The organism is Metapseudomonas resinovorans (genome assembly GCF_002003485.1).
Lineage (GTDB): Bacteria > Pseudomonadota > Gammaproteobacteria > Pseudomonadales > Pseudomonadaceae > Metapseudomonas > Metapseudomonas resinovorans_D.
Map to the genome: position 1 here is coordinate 39273 of NZ_BDMA01000090.1, position 24425 is coordinate 63697.

Consider the following 24425-nt stretch of genomic DNA (forward strand, 5'->3'; position numbering starts at 1 on the left):
CCATGAACAGAGTGCTGATGCTGGTCCTGCTGCTCGCTACCCTGCAAGGCTGCGGCCTGCGCCAGCCGATGTCGGCTGATACCGAGGGCCAGACCCCGACGCTGACCCCGCGCGCCTCGACCTATTACGACCTGTTGAACCTGCCCCGGCCCAAGGGCCGCCTGGTGGCGGCCGTGTACGGCTTCCGTGACCAGACTGGGCAATACAAGCCGACCCCGGCCAGCTCCTTCTCCACCAGCGTCACCCAGGGTGCGGCGAGCATGCTGGTGGACGCGCTGCAGGCCAGCGGCTGGTTCATGGTGCTGGAGCGCGAGGGCCTGCAGAACGTGCTGACCGAGCGCAAGATCATCCGCGCCTCGCAGAACAAGCCCAACACGCCGGCGAATATCCAGACCCAGTTGCCGCCGCTGCAGGCTGCCAACCTGCTGCTCGAAGGCGGCATCATCGCCTACGACACCAACGTGCGCAGCGGCGGTGAAGGCGCCCGTTATCTCGGCATCGGCGCCTCCCACGAGTACCGGGTCGACCAGGTCTCGGTGAACCTGCGGGCGGTAGATGTGCGCAGCGGCACGGTGCTGGCCAACGTGATGACCACCAAGACCATCTACTCGGTGGGGCAGAACGCCAGCGTCTTCAAGTTCATCGAGTTCAAGGAGCTGCTGGAAGCCGAGGCTGGCTACACCACCAACGAACCGGCGCAGCTCTGCGTGCTTTCCGCCATCGAATCCGCCGTCGCCCACCTGATCGCCCAGGGCGTGGAACGCCGGCTGTGGTCGGCGGCCGGGAACGAACCGGTGGAACAGACCTCGCTGAAGAAATACATGGGGGCGCAGGTGTCCATCCACTGACCCTCCGTCGTCAGGGCGGAACCCGCTGCCACGTACGGGTGGTCAACCTTTGTGTGACTACCCAGCGAGAGCCCGCCATGACCACGCCTATCACCCGTAACACCGCCATGCGCCTGACCAGCGAAGCCTTCGTACCCTACGGCTGCAAGGTCAGGAGCAACGAAGCGGACGACAGCTTCAGCTTCACGGTCCATGACTTGCACGGGCAGCAGGTCCTGTCCATCGAGAACATCCAGAGCACCCAGTACGCCAACCCGCTGCGGCTGGCCGGGGTGATCGCCCAGGCCCGCGCCGACCTGCAGCGCGAAGGTCGCAACCTGGACCCCTGGGCGATGCCCTACATCCCTGATCCGGAAGTCTTGCCGGAAGCGCCGCCGGTCTATTGATACCGGCGGCAGCAACGTCGCTCAGGCGCGAGCCGCCTGGGTGGCGATGTGATCGAAAACTCCCGGCTCCAGTGCCGATTCCCCCTGCGCATCGAGCATCTGCCGATACTGCAGGTGGGCGGGCAAGCGGCTGTTGATCAGCTCCAGCAGTCGCACGCCGCGCGACGTGAGCACGAAATTCTCGCCATTGCCTCCCTGGTCCTCGGGGCGGCTTTCGATGAAACCATTGTTGAACAGCAGGGACTCGTAATCTGCCGCCTGCATTTTCAGCTGATCCAGGTTGCCACCTACCGCCCGGCCTGCAGCCTGGCGGTCCTCAACCAGCTCGGCGACGTACTCGCGCGGCGCGTAGGCGACGTGGGCGGATTCCTGGACCTTGTGCAGGAGCAGTTCGAGCATCTCCCAATCGTGGCGTTTCATGGCATCGCTCCTCGGGTGTCTGTGAAGCTGCGACCGCCGGGAATGGAGTGGGGTTCGGGTGAATGGCGTTAGTGGTAGGTGGGGCAGGACGGTGTCCTGCATCGCGAATGAATTCGCTCCCACAGGGTGAAGCCCAGGTGGGCAGGGCGGTGCAGGCGCGCGTCACCCCTCGCCCTCTGGGGTGAAGAGGCACGCTTTCGGAAGCACTGCTTCCGGTGCCGATGAACGACTGAGCGCGAAGCGATCAGGCTGGGGCGCAGAGCGGGGGCCGGGGGTGAGGAAGGTGCCAGGCTGGCTGGAAGTCGGTTGGGGAGGATTTGTAGGGTGGATAACGCTCTTTTTATCCACCATCGCGAGGCCAGGCTGAACTCCGCCTGGTGGACATGAAAAGCGATGTCCACCCTACGGGGCTGCTGCGCAGCCCATGGCGAATGAATTCGCCCCCACGAGGAGAAACCCTTCGTGAGCAGGGCGGTGCAGGCGCGAATCACCCCTCGCCCGCTTGCGGGAGAGGGGCCGGGGGAGAGGGTGACTTCAGGTTGGCTGGGAGGCTCTGTAGGGTGGATAACGCTCTTCTTATCCACCCTCGCAAGTGCCGGAAAGCGATCACTGATTGGTAGGAGCGAGCTTGCTCGCGAACAGCCCCATGGGTAGCTGCGCACCCCTTAGCGAATGAGTTCGCCCCTACAGGGCTTTGGCCTGGGAGCCGTCGACCAGCAGCAGGCCCAGGAGGGTGAGGAGAGCGCGCATTACCAGCTCCCGAAGGGAATGCCGAAGCGCTCGATATAGCGTTTGGCCTTCTCGCTGGGCTTGTAGGCATAGCGTCCTTCATTACGTCCCTGGTCCGGCCCCAGGGGCACCACCTCGGCCTGGGCGCGGGCCACCTTGACCGACCGGTAGCAGCGGTTATAGACCCAGACCTGGATGATGCCGCCCGGGGCCAGGCCCAGGTACAGCGTGGCCTTGTAGCTTGAGACCCTCTGGGGTTTCTCCGGGCAGCGCCAGGCCACGGAATCGCGCATGATCTGCCGCGCTTCCTCTGGGATGTCCACCCAGGCGCGGTAGGTCTGCGGCTCGACGATGGACTGCCAGCGAACGTAGATGCGCTGGGGCAGGTCGGCGCCGACTACCGCGACTCCCGTGGGGCCGGCGCCACCGCGCCAGCCGCGGGCGGCTTCGGTGCCATCCTCCGGCTCATCCCCAGCGGCCGTGCCGCCGCCGGTATTCCAGAACAACCGACCGCGGATATCGACGACTGCGCTGTCCTCGACCCAGACCTTCATATAGGCGGGTTGGACGAAACCCAGGCTCCACCAGGGATCATGGGGATCATTGGCGCCGGAGAGCGGGTCCATGGCCTGGCAGCCGCTGACCAGCAGCAGTCCCAGCAGGGTAAGGACAGTACGCATCACCAGCTCCCGTAAGGAATGCCGAAGCGCTCGATATAGCGCTTGGCCTTTTCGCTGGGCTTGTAGGCATAGCGTCCCTCGTTACGTCCCTGATCCGGTCCCAGCGGCTCCACCTCGGCCTGGGCGCGGGCCACCTTGACCGACCGGTAGCAGCGGTTATAGACCCAGACCTGGATGATGCCGCCCGGGGCCAGGCCCAGGTACAGCGTGGCATCGTAGCGTGAGACGCTCTGGGGTTTCTCCGGGCAGCGCCAGGCCACGGAATCGCGCATGATCTGCCGCGCTTCCTCTGGGATGTCCACCCAGGCGCGGTAGGTCTGCGGCTCGACGATGGACTGCCAGCGGACGTAGATGCGCTGGGGCAGGTCCGCACCGACTACGGCGACTCCCGTGGGGCCGGCGCCGCCGCGCCAGCCGCGCGCGGCCTCGGTGCCATCCTCCGGCTCATCGCCAGCGGCAATTCCCCGGCCGGTATGCCGGAACAGACGACCGCGGATATCTACGACTGCGCTGTCCTCGACCCAGACCTTCATATAGGCCGGCTGGACGAAACCCAGGCTCCACCAGGGGCTGTGATCGTCCTGGGCGCCGGAGAGCGGGTCCATGGCCTGGCAGCCGCTGACCAGCAGCAGGCCCAGCAGGGTAAGGAAAGTACGCATCACCAGCTCCCGTAAGGAATGCCGAAGCGTTCGATATAGCGTTCGGAAGCGTCCGACAGGGGATAGTAGTGACCGCCTGACTGGCCCAGATGTGGCCCAAGGGGCTCTACCTCGGCCTTGGCGCGGGCCACCTTGACCGACCGGTAGCAGCGGTTATAGACCCAGACCTGGATGATGCCGCCCGGAGCTAGGCCTAGATAGAGCGACGCTCGGTAACGTGAGACTCTGTCTGGCTTCTGTGGGCAGCGCCAGGCAATGGAGTCACGCATGATCTGACGCGCTTCCTCCGGGATGTCCACCCAGGCGCGGTAGGTCTGCGGCTCGACGATGGACTGCCAGCGCACGTAGATGTGTCGGGGCAGATCTGCGCCGACCACCGCGACGCCGCTGGGGCCGGCTCCGCCGCGCCAGCCGCGCGCGGCCTCGGTGCCATCCTCCGGCTCATCGCCAGCGGCAATTCCCCGGCCGGTATTCCGGAACAGACGGCCGCGGATATCGACGACTGCGCTGTCCTCGACCCAGACCTTCATATAGGCCGGATGAGCGAAACCCAGGCTCCACCAGGGGTTGTGATCGTCCTGGGCGCCGGAGAGCGGGTCCATGGACTGGCAGCCGCCGACCAGCAGCAGGCCTATCAGAAGAAAATGGCGCATCGAATCAGGCTCCTGTGCTAGGCATGGGGGTGACGCACGCGCCGGCCATTGGCGGTGGGGGCATTGATGAAGGTCAAGGCGACCCCCGTGCGCGGGGTCCGGCCCTGCAGGCTTACAGGTGGGTTCCAGTGGGCCGAGCAGTGGATGTAGTGCAGTCGCAACAACCGCTCTGTGGCGGGGGTGGTTCTGTAGTCGCCGGCCAGAACGTCATCGCAGAAGGGCTGCAAATCGGCGGGCAGCATCAGCTGCGGATCATGCTCGTCGATGGCGTTAAACCTTACGCCGTACTGCCGGGCCAATTGATGCATCAGCCGCAGGTAGACCCGCGACAGTTCGCCCCGCACGGAGCGCTTCAGTTGCAGGGCGGCATAGACGCGTTTGCGTGGTGGGGCCAGGCGGTCAGCCGGATCGAGTGGCAGCGGCCGGGCCTCGGGGATGACGATGGTCAGCATGTGGGCTGGCCAGTCTTTGGCCAGCCAGGCGTCCCGGGCCCGCTCGGCATCGCGGTGGATGGAGGTGCTTCGCACATCGGTGTGCAAGGGAACGTCCAGCGCCTGCATGGGGCTGACCAGCAGGGACTCCTCCGCTTCGGCCAGGTAACCGCCCCCGAGGTCGGCATGGACGCCAGGCAGAACGATTTCGCGGTGCTCGGGCGCGGTGCTGTTGAGGGCGAAGTTGGCGCGGTATTCATCCCGCGCCACTAGATGCACCACAGTCGGGAAGTGGTCAGGTGCCAGGTAGAGTTGCAGGCCCGGGGTGCTGGCGCTGCGCACATTGCCCAGGTTGGCAAGGCCCGCGGTGGAGGCCACGGTGTCGAACAGGCCGATAACGGCTACTTGCACTCCGTGGCCGTAACGGCCGCGCAGGTCGTTGCTGAAGGTGCCGCTGGTATCGGGGAACAGCATGCCCAGGGGGCCATTGCGGCCCTTGGCGATCTGGTTGGCGAAGTGCCGGGCCGCTGCTGCGCCTCGGCTGAAACCGAAGATATCGAAGGTCAGCGACTCGATTTCATAGTCGGTGTTTTCGTCGATGAAGTCGTAGCAAACCCTTCGGATATCCTTAAAGGCCTGCTGCACCTTTCCCGCCACGCCAGTGGCGCCACGCCCGGTGCCTGCGCCGAACAGACTGTCCTCCTCACCCGCGCGGGTGCCGCTGCCCTCGACATAGATACGTCGATAGCCCTGTTTGGCTGTGGCCGGCAGCCTCCGGGTTTCGGGATACAGGTCATGGAGCAGCCTGATATTGGTCACACCATTCCCATAGCTGCTCTCCGGGTCGCGCATATAGGGCTTGCAGCTGGCGTCCAGGTCGTCCTCGGTGATGGCGTGCTGGGCGCCGCAGAGTAGGCCCAGGGCGGCGTTGGCGGCATTGTTGTAGGTGCCGTCGAAGAACACGCCGATGCGCAAGGCGATGCGAAGTTTGGCCTTTGGGGTATGCGTGAAGGGCTTCCAGTCGGGCGGTAGCTTGGGCTCGGCAGGAGCGGGCGGGGCGGAAACCGGTGCGCCGAACCAGGCCAGGTCGTCGGTCACGGAGTGCCGTTTTCCGCTCAGAGGCTTGAATGGACGCCGGCTGATGAGAAGCCAGTCGCCGCTGCGAACTTGCTCGAGAATCCGGTTCCGACAGTATTCCTCCTGCCTGTCGTTGGGATCGATGCCGCATTCGCTGAGCAGTCGCTCGAGCCCGGGTAGTTGCCAGGGCTCGTCCAATGCCCGATCGACTTTGGAGACGGCGAAGAAAGGATCCTCCACCTGGTCCTCGTTGACGGGGTCGAAGATCGACCGTTTGACCAACCTGTCCATTGCGCTGTGCTTCCTGTGAGGCTCCATGGTTGAGGAGCGAGGCTTGCACAGGCGTGATGCCCTGGCGGCGTGATGCGGGCTGAACGCGCTATGGGAATGGTCTGGTTTTCGCTGTTTGGGAGTTCGGGGCTTGGAACTTCAGATTCGACAGCAGACCAATCTGTCGCGGCAGGGGCGGGCCGCGTTAGGACGGGGGAAGTGCGAGACCGACTGGGAGTCTGTTGGGCAGGACTGCGTCCTGCTTGGCGAATGAATTCGCCCCTACAGGGTTCGTAGTCAGGCCGGGGCGCAGGGCGGGGGCCGGGGGGAGCGCAGCATCGGGCTGGCTGGGACTCTGCTGGGCAGGACTGCGTCCTGCTTGGCGATTGAAATCGCCCCTACAAGTGGAAGCCCGTGCGGGCAGGGCGGTGCAGGCGCGAGTCACCCCTCGCCCTCTGGGAGAGGCGCCGGGGGTGAGGGTGGCTACAGGCTGGCTGGAAGTCTGTTGGGCAGGACTGCGTCCAGCTTCGCGAATGAATTCGCTCCCACAAGGTGTAGCGCTCGTGTGGGCAGGGCGGTGCAGGCGAGAGTCACCCCTCGCCCGCTTGCGGGAGAGGGGCTGGGGGTGAGGGCGGTTCCAGGCTGGCTGGAAGTCTGTTGGGCAGGACGGTGTCCTGCTTCGCGAATGAATTCGCCCCCACAAGGAGAAGCCCGGCGGGATTGCCTTCTACAACTCCACCCACTCCACCCGCTCTTCCTGCTCCACCCCGTCGACCCACCACCTGAGCCGGGCTTTCACTCGCGTCTCGGCGGGCAGGTTGAGGCGGTTTTGCACGGGGCAGGGGCGGTCGGCGATGCCGCTCTGGCGGGACTGGCTGCGGCCGGCCGGGCCTTGCGCGGTGACCTGGAGTTCGTAGCGGATGGCCGGTGTGGGGTTGTCGAAGCACAGGCGCACTTCGGCCTGGCCGGTGCCATCGGAGGAAAGCTGGAGGCTGGCGCTGGCCAGCAGGGCGGCGAGGAGCATGGGAAAAAGACCGCCGCCCACGGAGGGGCGGCGGTATCGGGGGATTACTGCTGGACGACGATGGCGCTGTTGCCGGTGCCGTTCTGGTCGATGACGGAGTTCTGGTTGAAGTTGCTCTGGGTGACCGAGGCCTGGTTGTCCCAGCCCACCTGGGTGACGACGGAAATGTTGTTCATGTCGGCCTGGCTGACGATGGCGCTGTTGCCGCCACCTGCGCTCTGGAACACCTGGCTCAGGTTATCGCTGCCGGACTGGTCGATTTCCACGTTGTTGCCGATGCCTTCGCTGGAGCCTTCCGCCACGTTGCCGCCTTCGCTCTGCGCGACCACCAGGGTGTTGTCGTCGCCGGTCTGGTCGAAGTACAGCTCGTTGAAGTTGCCTTCCTGGGTGAAGTTGGCGGTGTTGCCGTTGCCGTTCTGGGTCAGCGCCACGGTCTGGTCTTGGCCGAACTGGCCGCCTTCCTGGGCGCCTTGCCAGTTGCTGGCATAGACGTTGTTGTCGTTGCCGTTCTGGTCGATGGTCAGGCTAAGGCTCACGCCGTTCTGGTAGGTCAGGCTGAGGTTGCTGTCGCCGGTCTGGGTGATGGTGCTGGTGGAGTCGCTGGATTCGAACTGGTCGGCCCACGCGGCGTTGGCGTTGCCGGTCTGGGTCATGGTGGCGACGTTGCCGGAGCCGTAGCTCTGGTCGACGATCACTTCGTTGAACTCGCCGCCGCCCTGGTCGATGGTGGCCAGGCTGCCGTCCTGCTCGGTCTGCCAGATCTCGGCGTAGCCGGTGTCGCCGCTCTGGAAGATCACCGCCTGGTTGTCGAGACCGGGGCCGGTCTGGTCAATGTAGGCCTCGTTGTCGCTGCCGGACTGCTGGACCTCGACGCGGCTGCCGGTCTGGTCTGTCTGCCAGGTGGCAGCCTGGTTGTGGGTGCCGCTCTGGTTGATGGTGGTGGTGTTGTCGGTGCCGAATGCCTGTTCGGCGTCGGCGATGTTCTGCTGATCAGTCTGGGTAATGTTGACCGTGCTGCCGATCTGGCTGTCCTGGAAGCTGAACGCGTCGTTCTCGCTGCCATTCTGGGTCACGTTGGCGTGGCTGTTCTCGTTGAACCATTGCTCGCTGTGGGCAAGGTTCCATTCGCCTTCCTGGATATGGGTGACATCGCTTTGAGTTTCCGTGTTCTGCACAGCGGTGGAGGCGTTGTACTCGCCGTTCTGAGTCTGGGAGACGGTACCGGTTCCGCCTGCCTGGTCGGCGAAGGCGTTGTTGCCATCGCCGGTCTGGTCCTGGGTGGCGGTGCTGGACGGCGCAGCGGCCTGTAGCACCTCGGCGACGTTTTCCAGGCCGCTCTGGGTCTGGGTCGATTGGCTGTTATCGGCGAAGGCCTGGATGCTGACCAGGGCCAGGATTGCTGCGGCAAGCGGTTTGTACTGGAACATGGTGTTGCCTCCTGGGGACGGTCCCCGCGAGTCGTTGGATCGTGAGTTCGCCTTCAGTGCTGGATCACCTGCACGCTGAGGCCGTTTCCATACTGGGTAACGCTGCTGTTCAGTCCGTCCCCGGACTGCACGATGGATGCGCTGTTGTCGGCTCCGACCTGGTCGATGCCGGCGCGGTTATTGGTGCCGCTCTGGGAGATGAACGCCTGGTTGCCCGTGCCCTGCTGGGAAATGGACGCCAGGTTCTGCACACCTTCCTGGAGGATGTAGGCCTCCTGGTCGCTGCCGTTCTGGATGATCTGTCCCAGCAGCGACTGGCCGTTCTGGGTGAGCAGTGCGACGTTCGCTTCGCCCAGCTGACGCACCAGGGCCTGTTGGTCCAGCGGTGCGCCTTGCGGGCTGGTGAGGTCGGTATTGCCACCGGCCAGGTCGAAGTTCTCCATCAGGTCCGCCGCCTGCGGCACGCCACTTCCGAGCCCGAGGACCAGGAGGAGGACGGTGCGCGACAGGACGGCGGTATTCATGGCCAGGCTCCTAGCGGGGAACCAGGGTGACGGTGCGTACCGTGCCCTGCGAGGTGGTGATGGTGGCCGTCGGGGCTGCGGTCGGAACCGCGCCAGTGGTGGTCACCGACATCCGCCAGCGTCCGCTTGCCGGCACCACGACCGAGCCCAGGTCCAGCAGGCCGGTGGTGGTGGTCACCTGGACCCGCACGCTGTTGCCGACGGTCACTGAACTGGTGCCGTCCAGGGCCCAGGTCACCCGGTTGTTGGAGCGCAGGGTGAACTCGTTGGTGGCGACGGTGAAGTTCTCCGCGGCGGCTGGTGGCGGCGATACCTGCACGTTCACGCTCACCGGGGCGGAGAGGGCGCCGAAGGCGTCCTGGACCTGGTAGGCGAAGGTGGCCGTGAAGGCGGCGGTGACATTGGCCGGCGGGATGTAGGTGATGGTGGTGCCGTTGGTGCTCGCCGTGCCCCGGGCCGGCTGGGTGAGGTTGACCACGGTCAGCGCGCTGCCTTCCGGATCGCTGTCGTTGGTCAGCACGTTCAGGGTCAGCGGTACGCCCAGGGTCGCGCCGGTATCGGCGATGGCCACAGGCGGCTGGTTGGGACTGACGGTGACGGTGACGGTCGCCGGCGCCGACTCCATCCCGCGTAAATCCTGGGCGCGGTAGGTGAAGGTGGCGGTGAGCGGGCTGTTGACCACCGGCGGCGGGGTGTAGACGACGCTGGCGCTGCCGCTCATGGCCACGGTGCCGAAGCCGGGGGCGGGCGGGTTCAGGCCGGTGATGCTCAGCGGCACGTCGCCGTCGGTATCACTGTCGTTGGTCAGCACGCTGATGGTCACCGGTACGCCGAAGCTGGTGCTGGCGCTGTCGTTCAACGCCACCGGCGGCTGGTTTGGCACTTCCGCTGGCGCAGTGCCGACGACGACCACCGGCTCGGTATCGGCACCGCCCGCGGCGGACTTCACCGTGACCACGGCTGGTGGCTGGGACAGGTCAGTCACCCGCAGGGTCTGCAGGACACCGGCCTTGGTCATGCGACCGAAGCCCTGTGCGGCGAGATCGGGGATCTGCGTCTCATCGCTGGAGCTGGCTTCGATGGTCAGCGAGTGATCGGCCCAGTTGTAACGAGCAGTGCTGACTTTCACCACGTCCGTGACTTCACGGGAAATCGAGGTCGGCTTGGTGACGTTGGCCGGGTCGGTGCCCGTTACCACCACGAAGGGCGGCAATACGGACGGTGACGGGTTCTGGGCGAAGAAGTAGCCGCTGCCGTCGTTGTCCATGTCCGTCAGACAGGCTGGCTTGGTGCCCCCTGTCACCAACTCCAGGGTTTCCCGGTAGCAGAACTCGGAGTTGGCCGGACCGTTGGCGAACACCTCCAGGCGGGTGCCCTGGCTGGTGCGTCGGTAGCTGGCCCGCTCGATTTCCACCGGGGTGGCGGCGCGGGAGTCGAACACCTTGCCAGAGACCGAGAACAGGCTGGTGCTGATGGTGCCTGCTGGGCCCTTGATCTCGACGAAGTTGTTTCCGGTCGGGCTACCCGTGACAAGCGAGGGGACGTTGGGGTCTCCGATGAATTGCTCTGCTTCCCCGGTTTCCGGGTTGGAGGCCGGATAGGGATAACCCGGGCCTTTCAGGAAGGGACCGACGTCGCCGTTGAGGGCACCGGTGAAGACGCCTGGAGCGCCGATGCCGATATCGCGAGTTATGTTGATGGCGCGACGGCCCCCCCTGTCGGCGGCTTGCGCCGGGGTCACGGTGAAGGTTTCCTGGCCGTAGGGGTGGGTGACGATATAGGTGCCCGGCACGGGGATATTGGCACGGATGCGGATGCGGGCGAAGGCCTGCTGGTCACCGACGCGGGGGACTTCCAGAGCGAAGGCGGCCTCGATGGCGGCGGTGTAGACCTCCAGCTCGTAGCCGGCGGCATTGGCCGGGATGTTGGCCTCGGCCATGTACCAGAACAGCTCGCTGGGCCAGTTGTTGGGGAAGACCATCGGCTGCAGGTCATCGAACTGGCCGGGTTCCGGCAGCAGGGTGCACATGTAGCCGCCGGTGGGGCTGAGTGCCTTGGATTGGCAAAGCTCCAGGCTCAAGCCGTCGCTGTCCTGGTACCACTGTGGGAAGTAACCGGTGGATGCGGTGTAAGGGCCTGGGTGGACCGCCTCGAGGGCGGCCTCCGCCATGTCGATACCTTCGACGGCGAGACCCAGGGTAGTGAGAAGCAGGCAGGGCCACTTATTCATGTTGCCTCCTGGCGCTTGAGCGCTCGGCTCTGGGTTCGCTTAGGGAAGGATGACCACTTCTTCGGTATCACTACCGCCGCTGCCCGAGGTGACGGTGACCGTCGCCGGAGGCGTGGGCGTGACGCCGGTAATCAGGGTCTTGGTCGCGCCGTCGCCGGTGAGCGAGCCGATGCTCGCGCCGCTGCTGGTGGTGGCGGTGAGCGCGGGCGGTGAGGTCTCGTCGCTGCTGCTGGCCACCACGGTCAGTTGGCCGGAGGTCAGGCTGTACTCGGCGCTCTGGATCCGCACCAGGTCCACCAGCGGTGCGCTGACGGTGGTCGGCGTGCTTTCCGGGATGGCAATGCTGTTCTCGGCATTGATGGTGACGCTGGCCGGCGTCGAGGGATTGCCAGTGGATTGGCCGTACCAGTTGCCGGTGGAGTTGGCCTCGGTCATGGCCACTGCGGTTCCCCCAGCGTCGTCATAACTCGCGGTGCCGGGTGGTGGTGGCGCCATCACGAAGACGTCCTGCTGGGCGCTGGCGCCTGCTTCACCGGTGCCGCGCGAGTAGGTCGAGCGCTGGACGATCACCGGGGTGGGGCGCTGCACATCGGAGAGCTTGCCGGAGATGGCGAACAGGTTGGTTTGCACGTCGATGCCACCGGGACCCTGGATGCGCACGTAGTTGGTGTTGAACGGGCTGCCGGTGACCGGCTCGGTCAGGTTGGGGTCGCCGATGAAGCGCTCGGTCGCGCTGGTTTCGGGGTTCACCTCGATGTAGGGGCCGTTGACGCTGCGCAGGAACGGGCCGATGTCGCCACCCAGGGCGCCGTCATAGGTCTTCGGCGCGCCGATGCCGATGTCGCGGGTCATGTTGATCGCCCGGCCACCATCGGTGCCAAACTCGGCGGCGGTCACTTCGAAGACTTCCACGCCATAGGGGTGGGTGATGGTGTAGGTACCAATGGTGGGGACATCCACCCGGATGCGGATACGGGCGAAGCTGATCTGATCGCCATCCGCGGGTTCTTCAACGGCGAATGCGGCTTCGATGGCGGCCCCGTACGACAGGTCGATACCACTGGCCGCATCGGCAATGGCGGCGTCGGCGGTGAACCAGAAGGCTTCCGGCGGGAAGTTGGTGGGGAACACCAACGGCAGTGCGTCGTTGAAGACGCCTGGTTCCGGCAGCAGCGAGCACATGTAGCTAGGAGCGCCAGGGGCGCCGGCTACCCGTGAGCTAACAGTCTTCGACAGGCAGAGGTCGAGGGTGCGGCCGTGGGTGTCTTGATACCAGGCGGCGAAGTAGCCGAGCTCGGGGAGGTATTCCCCACGGTCGACATCGAATAGGGCAGCAGGAACCTGGTCTGCCGCAACGATCAGGAGGAACGAGGTGGTGGCCTTGGAGAATGTGCGTTGCATGAGCGTCTCCTCTTGCAATGTGGGCGCCTCCCTGCGGAATCGCGTCGTCACAGGCTGGCTGATCGGCCCTTCGCAACGACCGTGCCAGTGTTTCGAAATCACCTCGCAAAGCCGCGTCGTATCTGGCTCACGGCCGTTACAAAAAAGTCCGCCGAACAGGTCGCCGAGGTGGGGGAGGCTCCCCACAACTGGGTGAATTTGGGGGTGGTGGGGGAGTGGGGAAAAGCCGGGGAATGGCTGGGTTAAACCTGGGGAAGCCGCATGGGACGGGCCTTTCAGCTGCTATGGGTAAAACCGGCCTGGTTTATGCACCGGTACAAGCGTCCAAGGCCGCCCGGTTGGCACGACGGGCCGAACCCATCACGCAACGCATAGGAAGGCTTCCATGAGCGCTCTGTCGGTGATCTGGGATAGGTATGCGATCGGCAAGACCGGCGATTCGCCGCCCCCGCAGCAATTCAACCTGCTGCGCTGGTTTTCGCTGGTCAGCCTGGTGGTCATCGCCAGCGTGGCCATTGGCCTGGGCATCATCTCCACGCGCTTCGTGGTGACCGAGAGCATCGAGCGTGACGCGATGCTCAGCTCGCAGTTCATCCAGTCCATCGCAGCGGCCGAGGCCCACCATGTGGCCCTGCCGTCGAGCATGACCATGGGCGAGCTGCTGGACCCCCGTCAGGATGGTCACCATCCGCAGCACATGCTGGAAGCGCGGCAGCGGGCCCGCAGCGAATTCCTCGATCACATTTCCATGTTGCCCGACGCGCTGCTGGCCAATATCTACGGCGCCGACCGGGTGATCGTCTGGTCCACCAACCCGGCGCTGGTGGGCAAGGACATGAGCGGACACGACGAACTGGAACAGGCCTTCTCCTCGCCTGCGCAGGTCGCCGCCAGTTACGACGAGGTCTCGGGTGGGCGCGCCGAGCAGAAGTTCCTGCGTGTCCCGCGCACCCTGTTCATCGAGAACTACATCCCGCTGTTGGACGACCAGGGCAACGTGGTCACGGTGGTGGAGATCTACAAGGAACCCCGCGACCTTGTGCAGCGCATCCAGCGCGGCTTCGTGCTGATCTGGTTGGCCACTGCCATCGGCGGCGGGCTGATCTACCTCGGTCTGTTCTGGATCGTGCGCCGCGCCTCGGGCCTGCTGGCTCAGCAGCAGAGCCTGCTGATCGCCAACGAAACTTTCGTCGCCCTGGGTGAGATGTCGTCCGCTGTGGCCCACAGCCTGCGCAATCCGCTGGCGGCGATCCGCTCCAGCGCCGAGCTGGCGCAGGAACTGGTGGACCCGCCAGTGCGCAAGAACGTCGCGGACATCATCAGCCAGGTGGACCGCATGTCGAAGTGGGTGCGCGAGCTGCTGATCTCGGCGCGGCCACTGTCCGGCGACTCCGAGGCGGTGGAACCGGTGGCGGTGATCAGCGAGGCGTTGCACGGCTTCGACCAGCAGATCCGCCATTCCGGCGTGCGGGTGGAGTTCCATGCCGAAGCGGCGCCGGCGGTGGTCAGCCACAAGGTGCTGCTGGCGCAGGTGCTCAACAGCCTGTTCGCCAACGCCATCGAAGCCATGCCCAACGGCGGCCTGCTGCGTATCGAGGTCAAGCCCGACAGCACCGGCAAGCGCCTGCTGCTGGCCATCACCGATACCGGCCAGGGCATGACGCGCAAACAGGAAACCATGGCCTTCAAGCCCTACTACACGACCAAGCAGGGCGGCCTGGGCGTGGGCCTGGTGATGGTCAAGCGGATCATGGAGCGCTTCGGCGGCAAGGTCAGCCTGACCAGCCGCGAGCGCGAAGGCACCCGCATCTGCCTGAACTTCAAGGTCGCTGGGGGGCGGATGTAATGGAACACAGCGTACTGATAGTCGAAGACGACGAGCTGCTGGCCGGCAACATCCAGACCTACCTGGAGCGCAAGAACTTCGAGGCCCTGGTGTGCCATTCGGCCGAAGAGGCGCTGGAGCTGCTGCAGAACCAGGTGCCCGATGTGCTGCTCACCGACAACTCGCTGCCGGGCATGAGCGGCCATGAGCTGATCCGCGAGGTGTGCAACCGCGCGCCGCAGATCAAGCCGATCATGATGACCGGCTACGGCAACATCGAAGACGCCGTGCAGGCGATGAAGGCCGGGGCCTTTCACTACCTGACCAAACCGGTGGCGCTGGCCGAGCTCAAGCTGCTGCTGGACAAGGCCCTGGACGCCCAGCGCCTGGAGCACAAGCTGGACTTCTACCAGAGCCGCGCGGCGCAGGATGCCGGCCTGACGGCGCTGATCGGCGAGTCGCCGGCGATGATGGAAGTCAAATCCATGGTGCGCCAGTTGCTGGATGCCGAGAGCCGCATGGCCGACGCCGAGCTGCCTGCGGTACTGATCGAAGGCGAGACCGGGACCGGTAAGGAATTGATCGCCCGCGCCCTGCATTTTGACGGTGCGCGCAGCCGGGGTCCCTTCGTCGAGTTCAACTGCGCCTCGATTCCCGCGCACCTGCTGGAGGCCGAGCTGTTCGGCCATGAGAAGGGCGCCTTCACTGATGCCAAGGACCGTCGCCTGGGCCTGGTGGAAGCGGCCGATGGCGGCACCCTGTTCCTCGACGAGGTCGGCGAAATGGACCTGGTGCTCCAGGCCAAGCTGCTCAAGCTGCTGGAAGACCGCACCATCCGCCGCATCGGTTCGGTGAAGGAACGCAAGGTCAACCTGCGCATCATCAGCGCCACCAACTGCAACCTCGAACAGATGGTCCAGCAGGGCAAGTTCCGCCGCGACCTGTTCTTCCGCCTGCGCATCATCTCCGTTCGCGTGCCGCGGCTGTATGTGCGCGAGGGGGACGTCCTGCTGCTGGCACGGCATTTCCTCAAGCAGCACGGCAAGCGCTACGGCAAGCCCGGCCTGCAGTTCTCCGCCGAGGCTGAGCATGTGCTGCAGAGCTACAGCTGGCCGGGCAACGTGCGCGAGCTGCGCAACATGCTGGAGCAGACCGTGCTGCTGGCCCAGGCGAACCTGATCACCGCCGCGCAATTGCATATCTGCCCGAGCCTGGTGGAGGACACCACGGCCCATTACCGCACCCATGGCAACGGCAATGGCGACGGTCATGGCGACGGTCATGGCGCCGAGCCCGAAGCCGAGCGGGAAATGGTCATCCGCATGCTCGACAAGACCGACTGGAATGTCACCAAGTCCGCCCGCCTGCTGGGCCTGACACGGGACATGCTGCGCTACCGAATCGAAAAACTGGGCCTGATCCGGCCGGATCGCCGTCACTGATCCGCCATCAGGCCCCGACGCCCACGGGCGTCACTGTTCCCTAGCACTCCCTCTCGCCAGTACGGGAGGAGGAGATCCTTGTGGCCGGGCTGCGATCCTGCTCGCATCGCCGCATTGTCCACCGGGGTTCGGTGCCCTCACACCGGCCCCGCTTTCTTATTCCAGGCGCCAGCCCCGCAAAGGGCTGGCGCCTTCGCATTCGGGGTGCCGCGAGCGCCCAGGCCAGCCGCCCTCCGATCAGATTCCCTGAACTTCGCCACCTCCTCGCGCTTCTACCGGCATAGGCCCCGTTCCCGAGGACACCGACATGACCGTCAACATCGACCTGGACCGCGACCTCTGCACCCTGGAACTCAATGGCAGGTTGATCGAGCTGCCGATCCACCAGGTGGTGGTCAATACCGATGAGAACCTGCGCGCGTCGGTGATCCGTTGTGTGGATGGCAATGCGGTGATCAGCGAGGACCAGGCACAGATGCTGATTGGCGCCGGCGCCAAGGACGATCGCAAGCACCTGTTCGTCGACGGCGGAGACGGGCCGGGCGAGCACTGAGTGGCAGCGGATGAACGGCAGAAACGAAGCGGCGTGCACGCCGTTCCAATAAACACGAGCCATTGGTTTTGAAGGGGTTCAGCATGAGCAGCGACCGCAATACCGACACGCATAGACGTGACAGCAAGGCCTTGGCGGACTTTCCGCGCTGGCTGGTCGACCCGGATTACGTCGACCTCGTCCTGGAGCGCGATCCGGATGATCCGCTGTTCGACACCACCCTCGACGACGCGGAAACCTTCCGTCATTCCCACCATGGGTAACGAGAATTGTTTTTAGCTGTAGCGCCGCCTGATTGGCTAATGGCAGAATGCGATCAGACACGGATGTCACCCATCTTCATCGCGCGCCAGCGATCCTTTGCAAGCCAACCAGGCCGCCTTCCTCCCGACGCATATCGCAGTCACTCTCCCGGCGGTCGCCAGGGGATGCCCCGAGCCTAAAGAAGCCGCCCGCGCAGCCGATGCAGGAAATATCTCCCTGCGTAATCACCTCCCCGAGCCCCGACATGTTCAACTCCCGTTTGAAACAGGAACTGCTCAGCCTGCGCGAAGAGCTGTCTTCCATCCAGCAGGTTCGCGACAGCCTCGATGAAGAAATGCTGGCGCTCTACCTCGACGCGCGCGGCCGCATCGAATCGGTCAACCGCAACTTCGAGCAGGAGATGCTCTACCGCGCCGACCAGTTGCTCGGCAAAAACCTGCTGGAGATGATCCCCGAACACGTACGCGGCCTGGACTTCCATCTGAAGGTGAAGACCGCGCTGGACCGTGGCGAGCACCTGGCCGGTGTGGTGCGCCTGCTGCGCGGCGACGGCGAGGAAGCCTGGCTGCGTTGCATCCTGCAGCCGCTGCGCAACAGCACCGGCCAGCTGCAGCGCTTTTCCCTCTACGCCAGCAACCTCACGCGCACCATCGAGGCCTCTCGCGAGCACGAGAACCTGATCAACGCCCTGCAGCGTTCGACGGCGGTGATCGAGTTCAACCTCAAGGGCGAGGTGCTGACGGCCAACGACCGCTTCCTCGACGGCATGGGCTACAGCCTGGAGCAGATTCGCGGCAAGCATCACCGCATGTTCTGCGAGCCGGAGGAACACAACTCCCCGCAATACCAGGCGTTCTGGGACAAGCTGCGTCGCGGCGAATTCATCGCCGACCGCTTCAAGCGCATCGACAAATATGGCCGCATCGTCTGGCTGGAGGCTTCCTACAACCCGATCATCGACGCCCACGACCGCCTCTACAAAGTGGTCAAGTTCGCCACCGTGATCACCGAGCAGGTCAACCGCGAGGCGGCGGTAGCCGAGGCCGCCAGCATCGCCTTCGAGACCTCCAAGGGTACCGACGACAGTGCCCAGCACGGTGCCGCCGTGGTGCAGCAGACGGTGGAGGTGATGCGCGAGCTGGCCACCCGCATGCAGGAAGCGGTGCAGGGCATCGAGGCGCTGGACCAGCAGTCGCAGGTCATCGGCGCCATCGTCAAGAGCATCAGCGGAATCGCCGACCAGACCAACCTGCTGGCCCTCAACGCGGCCATCGAAGCGGCCCGTGCCGGCGAGCAGGGACGGGGCTTCGCCGTGGTGGCCGACGAGGTCCGCCAACTGGCCTCGCGCACCAGTTCGGCGACGGTGGAAATCTCCAAGGTGGTGGAACAGAACCAGCAACTGGCCGAACGCGCCGTCGCCATGATCGACCGTGGTCGCGAGCAGGCCGAGCTGGGCCTGCAACTGTCCAGTCAGGCGGGTAACGCCATCGTCGAAATCCAGGACGGCGCGCAACGCGTCGTCAGCGCCATCGGTCAGTTCTCCAGCCACCTCTCGCGCTGATTGGCTGGCTGACTCTGTAGGGGCGGATTCATTCGCGACCGACCTCGCACCATGGTGGTGGGCTTTCTGTAGGAGCGAGCTTGCTCGCGAAGGATCGCGCTCGGAGTGTTCGCGAGCAAGCTCGCTCCTACCCGTCAGTGCTGTGGGGTAGATTCGCGCCCGACCTCGTTGGGCTTCGCTGCGCTCTGCCCAACCTACAAATGCCCCTCTCCCCATCCCTCTCCCTGAAGGGAGAGGGGGCCGTCCGTGCGGGCGTCCCGCCGCTGCATCCCTGTAGGGGCGAATTCATTCGCCAAGGGCCGCGCAGCGGCCCCGTAGGGTGGAAATCGCTCTTCATTTCCACCTTTGGCGTCCGGCGGCGCGCCGTGATGGTGGATGAAAAAAGCGTCATCCACCCTACGCACTGCCACCGGTTCGGCACATCCCCTGTAGGGGCGAATTCATTCGCCAAGGGCCGCGCAGCGGCCACCTCCCACTCCATGCACTCCCGGCATCGAAAATATAGGAACAAGGCATTTGTTCCCGCTCTTGGTGTGGTTTTAAATGCAGTCTCTTATTCCGTAATGGCCTTTTAAATTTACTAAATATATTTAATAGGAATAAGAATATGACCTTGCAGCCTTCGGGGGAGACCATGAACAGAGCCGCCGCACCACCTGTCCCGCGCATCACCGGGCATCGCTGTCGCTGACCGCCTGCCGCGCCCACGGCGCGGGTCTCCCGGAACCACCACGACTCATTCCAACGTCGCGCCGACTGCGCGATGCGGCCCCCTTTTGCTCGGGCCTTTGTACAGGAAGCACGCACATGCCATACCGCTCTCTCGCCCGCATCGCCAGGCCACTGGCCCTGCAACGCCTGACGACTCCCGAATACGCCCTGACCCTGCTGCTCGCCCTCGGCGGACTGGTGGCGCCGGCCCAGGCTGAGGAGTCCGCCGCCAAACCCACCGCCAAGGAAGACACGGCGCTGGAGAAGGTCACCGTCACCGCCCGCCGCCGCGAGGAAGACGTGCAAGAGGTGCCGACGCCCATCACCACCCTGAGCGGCGACAACCTCGAGGCACAGAAGGTCTACAAGGTGCAGGACCTGCAGCAGGTGCTGCCGAGCGTCAACGTCGCCTATATCCATGCGCGCCAGTCCAGCGTCGCGGTGCGCGGCATCGGCAACAATCCGGCGAGCGATGGCCTGGAAGGCAGCGCCGGCCTCTACCTGGACAACATCTACCTGGGCCGACCGGGCATGGCGGTGTTCGACCTGCTCGATGTGGAGCAACTGGAACTGCTGCGCGGCCCCCAAGGCACTCTGTTCGGCAAGAACACCACCGCGGGGGTGATCAACATCAGCACCCGCAAGCCCACCTTCACCCCGGAGCGCAGCCTGCAGTTGTCCGGCGGCGAGCGTGGCTACTTCCAGGGCAAGGGCACGGTGTCCGGGGCACTGACCGACTCCGTCGCCGGGCGTCTGTCGTTCTACCGCACCCGCGAAGACGGCTATATCGACAACCAGCATGACAGCCGCACCTTCGTCGGTGGCGAGCGCGAGGGTGCGCGCGGGCAGTTGCTGTTCGAACCGAGCGAAGATTTCAGCCTGCGCTGGATCACCGACTACAACCAGGAGGATTCCACCAACGGCGTGTGGGCGCTGTATGGCGTGTCGGACCGCTTCCGCCAGCGTGCCGCGCTGATCGGTGCCAACCCGCAGCTCGATGTGAAGAAGCGCGAGGTGAACATCGACTCCGTGCAATCGGTGAACGTCTGGCAGGGCGGCTCGTCGATCGAGGCCAACTGGAATCTGGACAGCGGCTACACCTTCACCTCCATCAGCGGCTATCGCTACTGGCACTTCGTGCCGCACAACGATGCCGACCTCACCGATGTCTCGGCGATCGTCGACAGCGGGGTCGAAGTCCACGACCGGCAGTTCTCCCAGGAATTCCGCCTGGCGTCGCCCACCGGCGGCGCCTTCGACTATGTGCTGGGCGCCTACCTGTTCAACCAGAACCTCGGCAACAACACGCGCACCCAGTACGGCCCCTTCGCCGACCTGTACCTCACCGGGGTGAACCGCAATCTCCTGAACAACGTCTCCACCCAGACCAACGGCAAGATCGAGACCGACAGCTTCGCCCTGTTCGGCCAGGGCAACTGGCACATCACCGATCGCCTGGACTTCACCTTCGGCCTGCGCGGCACCTACGAAGAGAAGCAGGCCCGCCTGCACCGCTTCGCCCCGGAGGGCGGCGCGCCCCTGACCGGGGCGCTGGCGGCCGCGCGGCAGGCGCAGCTGGGGGCACTGGATACCGGCGACTTCGGCCTGCACAACGCCGCGCCGTCCGGGCTGCTCAGCCTCAGCTACAAGGTCAGCGATGGACTACTCGGTTACGCCAGCCTGGCCCACGGCGAGAAGTCCGGCGGTGTGAACCTGGTGGCGCCGGTGGCGGGGTTGGGCAGCGATTCGCTGATCGTCGGCCCCGAGCGCGCCAACGACGCCGAGCTGGGCTTCAAGAGCACCCTCGACGATGGCCGCCTGTTGTTCAACGCGAACATCTTCTGGACCGGCATCCACGGCTACCAGGCCACCACCCTGACCACCACCGCCTCGTCGCTGACGCCGGTATCGGTACTGGCCAACGCCGGCAGCGTGCGTTCCCGTGGCGTGGAGTTCGAGTCCACCTGGCGACCGCTGCGCGGCCTGACCCTGAACGCCAACGGCTCGTTCAACGACGTCACCTACCTGAGCTTCAAGGACGCCCCGTGCCCCGGCGAGATCAACACCGTGACCCCCACCGCCAAATGCGACCTCACCGGCGAGCGGGTGGTGGGCGCCTCGCGCTGGATCGGCAACGTCAACGGTGAATACACCTGGCAGACCGGCAATGGCCTGCGCCCCTACGTGAATGCCAGCTACTCCTACCGCTCCGAAGCCGAAGGCACCCTGGACAACTCCGAGCTTTCCAAGATCGACGGCTACGGCCTGGCCAACTTCGCCGCCGGCATTCGTGCCGACCTCGGCGACGGCCTGCTGGACACCTCGCTCTGGGTGCGCAACGCCTTCGACAAGGACTACTACCTGACCGCCTTCGCCTTCAGCAACGGCGCCTACACCGCTTCCGTGGGCCAGCCGCGCACCGCCGGCGTGTCCCTCCGTTACGACTTCTGACCCGCGACCAAGGAGAACCCCATGAGCACTGTCGTCACCGCCCTGCGCCAGCCCCTCGACGGGCTGCGCATCGAACCCCTCGCTGCGCCGCTGGGTGCCGAGGTCCGTGGCCTGGATGGCCGTCGCGACCTGACCCCGACGCAGATCCTCGCCCTCAAGCAGGCCCTGCGCGACCACCACATCCTGATCTTCAAGGGCCAGGAACTGGACGATGCGCAGTACCTGCGCTTCACCTCCTGGTTCGGCTCGGTGTTCCAGCCCCATCCGGATTACCTGGTGCTGTCATCGGGCACCGACGGCAAGGCGCCGGACATCGTCAAGGTGGCCAACACCGAGGACGGCGAGCTGAGCAACATTGCCCTGCCGGCCCACAGCGACCACCACTGGACGCCGACACCCTCGGCTGGCTCGTTGCTCTACGCGCTGGAGGTGCCGGAGGAGGGCGGCGAAACCACCTGGACCAACCTGGCCCTGGCCTACAGCGCGCTGGACGAAGGCACCCGCCGCGAGATCGATGGCCTGAAACTGATCAACTACAACCCCTTCGTGCGTCTGCGTGACGGCTACAACCTCGGCATCACCTACCGCACGCCGGACATCGAGCCCATCCAGGGCACTGAGCACCCGCTGGTGCGCACCCATCCGGAGAGCGGCAGGCGCCTGCTCTACCTCGGCGTGCACACGGAAGTGGAAATCCCCGGCTACGCCCCGGACAAAGGCATCGAGCTCATCAACCGCCTGCGCGAGCACCTCAAGGACCCGCGCTTCGCCTACACCCACCGTTGGGAAGTGGGCGACATCGTGTACTGGGACAACCAGGCTACGCTGCATGCCCGCAACGGCTTCCCGGCGACCCAGCGGCGCCGTCTGAAACGCATCAGCCTGGCCGGCAGCCGGCCCTTCTGAGGAGAAATCGACCATGACCACATTGTTCATCGCCCCCGGCGCCTGCTCCCTGGCCTCCCACATCGCCGTGCGCGAACTGGGGCTGCCGGTCCAGATCGAGAAGGTCGCGCTGCGTGTCCCGGATTCGCCCATTCACGCAATCAACCCGCTGGGCCGCGTGCCGGCCCTGCAACTGGATGGCGGCACCGTGCTGACCGAGAACAGCGCCATCCTGCCGTTCTTGGCTGACCAGGTCCCGGGTACTTCGCTGTTCGCTCCGGCCGGCAGCGCCGAGCGCGGGCAGATCCAGGGATGGCTCGGTTACCTCGCGGCCGAGGTGCACACCGCATCGTTCCGCCCGCTGAACCGCCCGGAGCGCTACTCCGCCGACGAGGCCGCGCACCCCGGCATCCGTGAGCAGGCGCGGGTGCAGTTGCTGAAGGCGTTCGAGCACATCGAGCGGCATCTGGAAGGCCGTCTCTGGCTGGTGGGTGATCGCTTCACCCTGGCGGACATCTACCTCGGCGTCTTCGCCACCTGGCTGACGCGTTTGGGTGCACCTTTCGATGGCCTGACCAATGTCGCCCGCCTGCAACGGCAATGGCTGGAACAGCCCGCCGTGCAGCAAGCCCTGCGGGACGAGGGGCTGATCCAGGGCTGAGCACAAGACCGGCCTCTTTAGCTCGCTCTGGACCGTAGGGTGCGCTGCGCGCACCGCCGGTGTTTGTGGCCGCGACCATCGTTCATCTGACGCTGAACCGGTGCGCATGGCGCACCCTACGGGGCAGGCTCTCGCTCCGGGGTGCTTCCGTAGGGTGCGCTGCGCGCACCAGCGGAGTTTGTGGCGACGACCATCGCTCATCTGACGCCGAGCCGGTGCGCATGGCGCACCCTACGGGGCGGTTCCGTCCTGAAAAATTGCTGAACTCAGCTCACAAGCTCATGCGACTTTATTGGGATTATCACAAGAGTTCTCCAGCCCTACAGTGAACGCAACTCGAACAGAAAGCCCGCGCGGTGCGGGCTCCCACACAGGAGAGTTGCTATGCATACCTGGTTCATTACTGGAGCTTCCCGTGGTTTCGGCGCCCTCATCGCAGCACAGGCCCTGGAGGCCGGTGATGCGGTAATCGCTACCGCCCGCAAGCCGGAAGACGTCATTGCCCGCCTGGGCGACCATCCCAACCTGCTGGCCGTTCGCCTGGACGTAACCCGCGAAAGCGAGGCCCATGAGGCGGTGGCCGAGGGCATCAAGCGCTTCGGCCGCATCGACGTGCTGCTCAACAACGCCGGCTACGGCATTCTCGGTGCGGTGGAGGAAACCAGCGCGCAGGAAGTGGAGCGCATCTACGCCACCAACGTCTTCGGCCTGCTCAACGTCACCCGCGCCGTGTTGCCGCACATGCGCCGCCAACGTTCCGGCCATGTCATCAACATCTCCTCCCTGGGCGGCTACCAGTCCTACTACGGCTGGGGTGTTTACGGCTCCACCAAGTTCGCTGTGGAAGGCATCAGCGAAGCGCTGCACCAGGAACTGGCGCCGCTGGGCGTGAAGGTCACGGTGGTTGAGCCGGGCTTCTTCCGCACCGACTTCCTCGATGAGCAATCCCTGGTGAAAACCGCCCTGGAACTGGCGGATTACGACGAAACCGTGGGCGCCATGCGCCGCTTCGCCGAGGGTGCCAACCATGCCCAGCCGGGTGACCCGAGCAAGTTCGCCGGCGCCATCCTGACGCTGGTGAACGCCGCCAACCCGCCGCAGCGCCTCGCCCTGGGCAGCGACGCGGTGCAGCGAATAGCCGACAAGCACAGTTTGGTGGAAGGCGAAGTGGCGGCCTGGAAAGAGCTGTCGCTGTCCACTGACCTCGAGGTCTGATACCAGCCAAACCGCAAAAATGATGAAGCCCCTGGAGATCGATCGGTCTTCAGGGGCTTTGTTCATTTCGCCAGGGGGCATCGGTAGGAGGCGAGTTG

21 protein-coding genes are annotated in these 24425 nt (G+C 65.2%); 11 read left to right on the top strand and 10 right to left on the bottom strand.

Annotated elements, in window-relative coordinates; translation table 11 throughout:
* The first annotated feature begins 2 nt into the window (after positions 1-2).
* A complete protein-coding gene (locus tag MnOB_RS25570; protein WP_077527345.1) occupies positions 3-848 on the top strand; it encodes a CsgG/HfaB family protein in 846 nt (281 codons plus the stop codon).
* A gap of 77 nt (positions 849-925) precedes the next feature.
* The gene (locus tag MnOB_RS25575) at positions 926-1234 is read left to right on the top strand and encodes a hypothetical protein (protein ID WP_077527346.1); all 309 of its coding nucleotides are present in this window, start codon (positions 926-928) and stop codon (positions 1232-1234) included.
* A gap of 21 nt (positions 1235-1255) precedes the next feature.
* Here the strand turns inward: MnOB_RS25575 and MnOB_RS25580 are convergent, their stop codons facing one another.
* The 10 genes from MnOB_RS25580 to MnOB_RS25625 form a co-directional block, all read right to left on the bottom strand.
* Entirely contained in the window at positions 1256-1654 is a 399-nt protein-coding gene (locus MnOB_RS25580) for a transcriptional regulator (RefSeq protein ID WP_077527347.1), read from the bottom strand.
* Between the two features lie 749 nt (positions 1655-2403).
* Positions 2404-3063, bottom strand: a complete 660-nt coding sequence (locus tag MnOB_RS25585) for a DUF2931 family protein (protein ID WP_077527348.1) — start codon at positions 3061-3063, stop codon at positions 2404-2406.
* Positions 3063-3722, bottom strand: coding sequence for a DUF2931 family protein (locus tag MnOB_RS25590; protein ID WP_077527349.1), 660 nt, complete (start codon positions 3720-3722; stop codon positions 3063-3065). Before MnOB_RS25590 ends, MnOB_RS25585 begins: the two co-directional genes overlap by 1 nt.
* A complete protein-coding gene (locus tag MnOB_RS25595; protein ID WP_077527350.1) occupies positions 3722-4375 on the bottom strand; it encodes a DUF2931 family protein in 654 nt (217 codons plus the stop codon). Before MnOB_RS25595 ends, MnOB_RS25590 begins: the two co-directional genes overlap by 1 nt.
* Positions 4376-4392: 17 nt before the next feature.
* Positions 4393-6174, bottom strand: a complete 1782-nt coding sequence (locus tag MnOB_RS25600; protein ID WP_158713860.1) for a phospholipase effector Tle1 domain-containing protein — start codon at positions 6172-6174, stop codon at positions 4393-4395.
* A 706-nt stretch (positions 6175-6880) separates the two neighbouring features.
* Positions 6881-7177: a hypothetical protein gene (locus MnOB_RS25605; RefSeq protein WP_077527352.1), complete on the bottom strand. Its 297-nt coding sequence runs from the start codon at positions 7175-7177 to the stop codon at positions 6881-6883.
* A 44-nt stretch (positions 7178-7221) separates the two neighbouring features.
* Positions 7222-8604 carry a curlin gene (locus MnOB_RS25610; RefSeq protein WP_077527353.1) on the bottom strand — a complete coding sequence of 461 codons (1383 nt, stop codon included), beginning with the start codon at positions 8602-8604 and terminating at the stop codon, positions 7222-7224.
* Positions 8605-8657: 53 nt separating this feature from the next.
* The gene (locus tag MnOB_RS25615; protein ID WP_077527354.1) at positions 8658-9128 is read right to left on the bottom strand and encodes a curlin; all 471 of its coding nucleotides are present in this window, start codon (positions 9126-9128) and stop codon (positions 8658-8660) included.
* A 10-nt stretch (positions 9129-9138) separates the two neighbouring features.
* Positions 9139-11358, bottom strand: a complete 2220-nt coding sequence (locus tag MnOB_RS25620) for an Ig-like domain-containing protein (protein ID WP_077527355.1) — start codon at positions 11356-11358, stop codon at positions 9139-9141.
* A 39-nt stretch (positions 11359-11397) separates the two neighbouring features.
* Positions 11398-12759, bottom strand: coding sequence for a hypothetical protein (locus MnOB_RS25625; protein ID WP_077527356.1), 1362 nt, complete (start codon positions 12757-12759; stop codon positions 11398-11400).
* A gap of 385 nt (positions 12760-13144) precedes the next feature.
* Between MnOB_RS25625 and MnOB_RS25630 the strand changes: the two genes are divergently transcribed.
* The 9 genes from MnOB_RS25630 (at position 13145) to MnOB_RS25670 (ending at position 24327) form a co-directional block, all read left to right on the top strand.
* The gene (locus MnOB_RS25630) at positions 13145-14605 is read left to right on the top strand and encodes a sensor histidine kinase (RefSeq protein ID WP_077527357.1); all 1461 of its coding nucleotides are present in this window, start codon (positions 13145-13147) and stop codon (positions 14603-14605) included.
* Positions 14605-16026: a sigma-54-dependent transcriptional regulator gene (locus tag MnOB_RS25635; RefSeq protein ID WP_077527358.1), complete on the top strand. Its 1422-nt coding sequence runs from the start codon at positions 14605-14607 to the stop codon at positions 16024-16026. The genes MnOB_RS25630 and MnOB_RS25635 overlap by 1 nt, the downstream gene beginning before the upstream one ends.
* A 307-nt stretch (positions 16027-16333) precedes the next feature.
* Entirely contained in the window at positions 16334-16579 is a 246-nt protein-coding gene (locus MnOB_RS25640; protein WP_077527359.1) for a DUF3203 family protein, read from the top strand.
* An 83-nt stretch (positions 16580-16662) separates the two neighbouring features.
* Positions 16663-16842 carry a hypothetical protein gene (locus MnOB_RS25645; protein ID WP_077527360.1) on the top strand — a complete coding sequence of 60 codons (180 nt, stop codon included), beginning with the start codon at positions 16663-16665 and terminating at the stop codon, positions 16840-16842.
* 245 nt (positions 16843-17087) lie between these two features.
* Positions 17088-18404, top strand: coding sequence for a methyl-accepting chemotaxis protein (locus tag MnOB_RS29855; protein ID WP_077527361.1), 1317 nt, complete (start codon positions 17088-17090; stop codon positions 18402-18404).
* A gap of 807 nt (positions 18405-19211) precedes the next feature.
* Entirely contained in the window at positions 19212-21566 is a 2355-nt protein-coding gene (locus tag MnOB_RS25655) for a TonB-dependent receptor (RefSeq protein WP_077527362.1), read from the top strand.
* A gap of 21 nt (positions 21567-21587) precedes the next feature.
* Positions 21588-22472 carry a TauD/TfdA dioxygenase family protein gene (locus tag MnOB_RS25660; protein WP_077527363.1) on the top strand — a complete coding sequence of 295 codons (885 nt, stop codon included), beginning with the start codon at positions 21588-21590 and terminating at the stop codon, positions 22470-22472.
* A 13-nt stretch (positions 22473-22485) separates the two neighbouring features.
* Entirely contained in the window at positions 22486-23112 is a 627-nt protein-coding gene (locus MnOB_RS25665; RefSeq protein WP_077527364.1) for a glutathione S-transferase C-terminal domain-containing protein, read from the top strand.
* 384 nt (positions 23113-23496) lie between these two features.
* Positions 23497-24327: an oxidoreductase gene (locus tag MnOB_RS25670; protein ID WP_077527365.1), complete on the top strand. Its 831-nt coding sequence runs from the start codon at positions 23497-23499 to the stop codon at positions 24325-24327.
* Positions 24328-24425 lie beyond the last annotated feature (98 nt).

What these genes read in the sequence shown, in the direction of transcription:
- MnOB_RS29855 (WP_077527361.1), top strand. Translation starts at nt 17,088, where the DNA reads ATGTTCAACTCCCGTTTGAAACAGGAACTGCTCAGCCTGCGCGAAGAG.
- MnOB_RS25630 (WP_077527357.1), top strand. Translation starts at nt 13,145, where the DNA reads ATGAGCGCTCTGTCGGTGATCTGGGATAGGTATGCGATCGGCAAGACC.
- MnOB_RS25600 (WP_158713860.1), bottom strand. Translation starts at nt 6,174, where the DNA reads ATGGACAGGTTGGTCAAACGGTCGATCTTCGACCCCGTCAACGAGGAC.
- MnOB_RS25615 (WP_077527354.1), bottom strand. Translation starts at nt 9,128, where the DNA reads ATGAATACCGCCGTCCTGTCGCGCACCGTCCTCCTCCTGGTCCTCGGG.
- MnOB_RS25620 (WP_077527355.1), bottom strand. Translation starts at nt 11,358, where the DNA reads ATGAATAAGTGGCCCTGCCTGCTTCTCACTACCCTGGGTCTCGCCGTC.
- MnOB_RS25575 (WP_077527346.1), top strand. Translation starts at nt 926, where the DNA reads ATGACCACGCCTATCACCCGTAACACCGCCATGCGCCTGACCAGCGAA.
- MnOB_RS25605 (WP_077527352.1), bottom strand. Translation starts at nt 7,177, where the DNA reads ATGCTCCTCGCCGCCCTGCTGGCCAGCGCCAGCCTCCAGCTTTCCTCC.
- MnOB_RS25640 (WP_077527359.1), top strand. Translation starts at nt 16,334, where the DNA reads ATGACCGTCAACATCGACCTGGACCGCGACCTCTGCACCCTGGAACTC.
- MnOB_RS25570 (WP_077527345.1), top strand. Translation starts at nt 3, where the DNA reads ATGAACAGAGTGCTGATGCTGGTCCTGCTGCTCGCTACCCTGCAAGGC.
- MnOB_RS25670 (WP_077527365.1), top strand. Translation starts at nt 23,497, where the DNA reads ATGCATACCTGGTTCATTACTGGAGCTTCCCGTGGTTTCGGCGCCCTC.
- MnOB_RS25580 (WP_077527347.1), bottom strand. Translation starts at nt 1,654, where the DNA reads ATGAAACGCCACGATTGGGAGATGCTCGAACTGCTCCTGCACAAGGTC.
- MnOB_RS25645 (WP_077527360.1), top strand. Translation starts at nt 16,663, where the DNA reads ATGAGCAGCGACCGCAATACCGACACGCATAGACGTGACAGCAAGGCC.
- MnOB_RS25660 (WP_077527363.1), top strand. Translation starts at nt 21,588, where the DNA reads ATGAGCACTGTCGTCACCGCCCTGCGCCAGCCCCTCGACGGGCTGCGC.
- MnOB_RS25665 (WP_077527364.1), top strand. Translation starts at nt 22,486, where the DNA reads ATGACCACATTGTTCATCGCCCCCGGCGCCTGCTCCCTGGCCTCCCAC.
- MnOB_RS25655 (WP_077527362.1), top strand. Translation starts at nt 19,212, where the DNA reads ATGCCATACCGCTCTCTCGCCCGCATCGCCAGGCCACTGGCCCTGCAA.
- MnOB_RS25625 (WP_077527356.1), bottom strand. Translation starts at nt 12,759, where the DNA reads ATGCAACGCACATTCTCCAAGGCCACCACCTCGTTCCTCCTGATCGTT.
- MnOB_RS25590 (WP_077527349.1), bottom strand. Translation starts at nt 3,722, where the DNA reads ATGCGTACTTTCCTTACCCTGCTGGGCCTGCTGCTGGTCAGCGGCTGC.
- MnOB_RS25635 (WP_077527358.1), top strand. Translation starts at nt 14,605, where the DNA reads ATGGAACACAGCGTACTGATAGTCGAAGACGACGAGCTGCTGGCCGGC.
- MnOB_RS25610 (WP_077527353.1), bottom strand. Translation starts at nt 8,604, where the DNA reads ATGTTCCAGTACAAACCGCTTGCCGCAGCAATCCTGGCCCTGGTCAGC.
- MnOB_RS25595 (WP_077527350.1), bottom strand. Translation starts at nt 4,375, where the DNA reads ATGCGCCATTTTCTTCTGATAGGCCTGCTGCTGGTCGGCGGCTGCCAG.
- MnOB_RS25585 (WP_077527348.1), bottom strand. Translation starts at nt 3,063, where the DNA reads ATGCGTACTGTCCTTACCCTGCTGGGACTGCTGCTGGTCAGCGGCTGC.